The organism is Propionispora hippei DSM 15287, from assembly GCF_900141835.1.
Classification (GTDB): Bacteria; Bacillota; Negativicutes; order Propionisporales; family Propionisporaceae; genus Propionispora; species Propionispora hippei.
The window spans coordinates 1-2,568 of record NZ_FQZD01000074.1 but is presented as its reverse complement, the minus strand read 5'-3'; the positions used below and the strand labels follow the sequence as shown (position 1 = coordinate 2,568).

Annotated in this window: 2 protein-coding genes and 1 pseudogene; 2 read left to right on the top strand and 1 reads right to left on the bottom strand. The window is 44.2% G+C overall.

Annotation, left to right across the window (positions count from 1 at the left end; translation table 11 throughout):
* Window positions 1-236: 236 nt before the first annotated feature.
* Together yyaC and sigK are read left to right on the top strand one after the other, a co-directional pair.
* Window positions 237-854 carry a spore protease YyaC gene (gene yyaC / locus F3H20_RS19715; RefSeq protein WP_149736544.1) on the top strand — a complete coding sequence of 206 codons (618 nt, stop codon included), beginning with the start codon at window positions 237-239 and terminating at the stop codon, window positions 852-854.
* Window positions 855-1,083: 229 nt separating this feature from the next.
* On the top strand, window positions 1,084-1,788 hold the full coding sequence (sigK, locus tag F3H20_RS19710) for an RNA polymerase sporulation sigma factor SigK (protein WP_091744700.1): 705 nt from the start codon (window positions 1,084-1,086) through the stop codon (window positions 1,786-1,788).
* A 291-nt stretch (window positions 1,789-2,079) separates the two neighbouring features.
* On the opposite strand, the pseudogene F3H20_RS19705 reads toward sigK, so the two are convergent.
* Window positions 2,080-2,568 (bottom strand): annotated as a pseudogene (locus tag F3H20_RS19705) (hypothetical protein); the annotation flags it as partial.

The following is a 2,568-nucleotide window of genomic DNA, read 5'->3' as shown; positions in this document are numbered from 1 at the left end:
GACTTTTTCAGTGAGTCTTGAGACTCAGCTAGTACCTTGCCCTTATAGGGCGTAATCAAGCCACCCGTTTTACGGGTGGTCCTGACTAGGGGGGATTCCCAAATATCAGAACACTCATAGCAAGCGTTTTTGCCAAATACCGCTGCCATTTGGCTTGAGTCTGCTGTTTTAAGATATATTGGCTGCTAAGGTGACATATAAATTAGTATGACGTTATTATTAAGGAGAAAAGAAGAATGCAACATAACGTAAATAAACTGATTGCTAGTTTATATGATGCGGAAGCTCCGGAAAAGATCCGTCGGCAGGTGAACGGACTGCTACGGCGGCAGCTTATGTTCGCCGCCAGGCCGGTTGTCGTATTATGTATTGGGTCGGACCGTTACACCGGCGATGTGTTAGGTCCTTTAACCGGTACATTCCTGGAAGAAACCACAGGATATCCTATTTTCGGCACGATGGACAATCCGGTGCATGCCGGTAATTTGCAGGATGCGATTCAGGCGATATACCAGCAATTTGATGATCCGGTTATTGTGGCCGTAGATGCCTGCCTGGGAACTGCAGCGGAAGTGGGAAATATCGAGGTTTGGGAAGGCGGTATCCAGGCCGGCAGTGCCGTTGGTAAACGACTGCCCTGCATTGGACATATTTCACTTGCCGGGGTGGTAAACAGCGAGGGGATTATTGGTGCGGTCAGTTTGCAGAGCACGTCCTTATCGTTAGTTATGAAAATCAGCAAAGTGATCAGCGTCGCCCTGCAGGCGTCACTATATAATATAGCCGGAACTTTGCCGGCCGATAAGGATCTAATCGGGAAAGATCTGGTCCCAGAGCATGTAGATTCCGATTAAAACAATAAGAAAAATTATGCCTATATCTCCAATATATTCGGTCATTGCCTTTCACCATCCTATTTATTCTATAGAGAAGTATAGCCTAAAGCCGCGGAGAACTCAAATATTTCTTCGTTTTGTTTTGGTAAGGCGGCTAAAATTACCAAAAAGATGTAAGCTGCTGACAGGCACAAACCCCGTATTCTCTCCATACAATGAATAGACAGATTTGACGGGGGGGATCGGTTTGTTGTCTGTTTTAGCTATCTTTGCTACAGCAGTGGTTCAGGGAATTGCATTGTTGGTTTCCTACATAACGAACAATACGTTTCCTTTGCCTCTTTCCGAGAAAGATGAACAACTGTATTTAGAGAAGCTCAAAGCCGGTGATGAGAAGGCCAAGGGTGTGTTGATTGAACACAATTTGCGCTTGGTCGCGCATATTGTAAAGAAATTTGACAATACCGGTGAAGACGTGGACGACTTGATATCCATCGGAACTATTGGCCTGATCAAAGCCATCAATACCTTTGATCCCGCTAAGAAAATCAGGCTGGCCACCTACGCGGCCCGGTGTATTGAAAATGAAATCTTGATGCATCTGCGGAGTACGCGTCGGGTACGGTCCGAGGTTAGCCTGTACGATCCGATCGGAGTCGATAAAGAGGGGAACGAGATAACGCTGATTGACGTGTTGGGAACGGCGCCCGACGTAGTGGGGGAAGCTGTGGAAAATCAGTGTGAACAGGAACGGCTCAGCAAACAGATCAACCGTCTGAGTACCAGGGAAAAATGGGTGCTGCAGATGCGCTTTGGCATGCCGGACGGCAGTCGGAAAACACAACGTGATATTGCCAAATTGTTAGGGATATCCCGGTCTTACGTGTCAAGAATTGAAAAGAGAGCGATCGGTAAACTGGGGAAAAATCTTTCGGCAGAGGATAATCAATAAAGATATTGTATTATATCTAAATAATTTCTTAGCTGATATGTACATGAAACCATACTATTGTCTATATAAAGCGGTTAGGGTTTAAATTAAGTCAATCTCCCCAAATGTGTCAGCATGAAAAAGGCATAGGTTCACGGACTAACCATAGTCCAGAACCTATGCCTTTTTTATTTCCTTGTTTGATGGTTCGCGGTAAGATCCTTAAAGCGAATATATCTTATCCAAATCTCTATATTGACAATATACTTAACGATTTTATTTTAGTTTCTCCTCATTAACATTGAAAATTATTTAATTACTTAATTGAATGATGGTTAAAGAGCGATTCATATAACCTAAAATAGGAAAATCCGTACTAATACTTGCTCCTACTTCGTCTCCTGCGGTTAAGGAAGCCTGAGCGACAAACGTTGAACTACTTCGGTTAGATATCTTAAAAAAAGTAGTAGTATCGCCAAAAAGCGGGGTACCATTGACAGTGATAATAGCATTTAGATAGGGTTGATCCGGATCTGGATCAGTAGTGGCTTCCGCGTTAATAGATACCGTTATTTGATAAATTCCGCTTTCACCTACCACTAATTCATTGCCTGACAAACTAACTGTGATAGTATCTGATAAAGGTCCAACCACATTAAATGGTACGGATGTGAATGTTGCCCCTGGTGTTTCTACGCTATTCCCTCTTAAAGATCCAAAAGCCAAAACTACTTCTCCCGTAGTCCCGGTAGCACCCGTTACGCCAGTGGCGCCGGTAGCGCCAGGATCACCGGTAGCGCC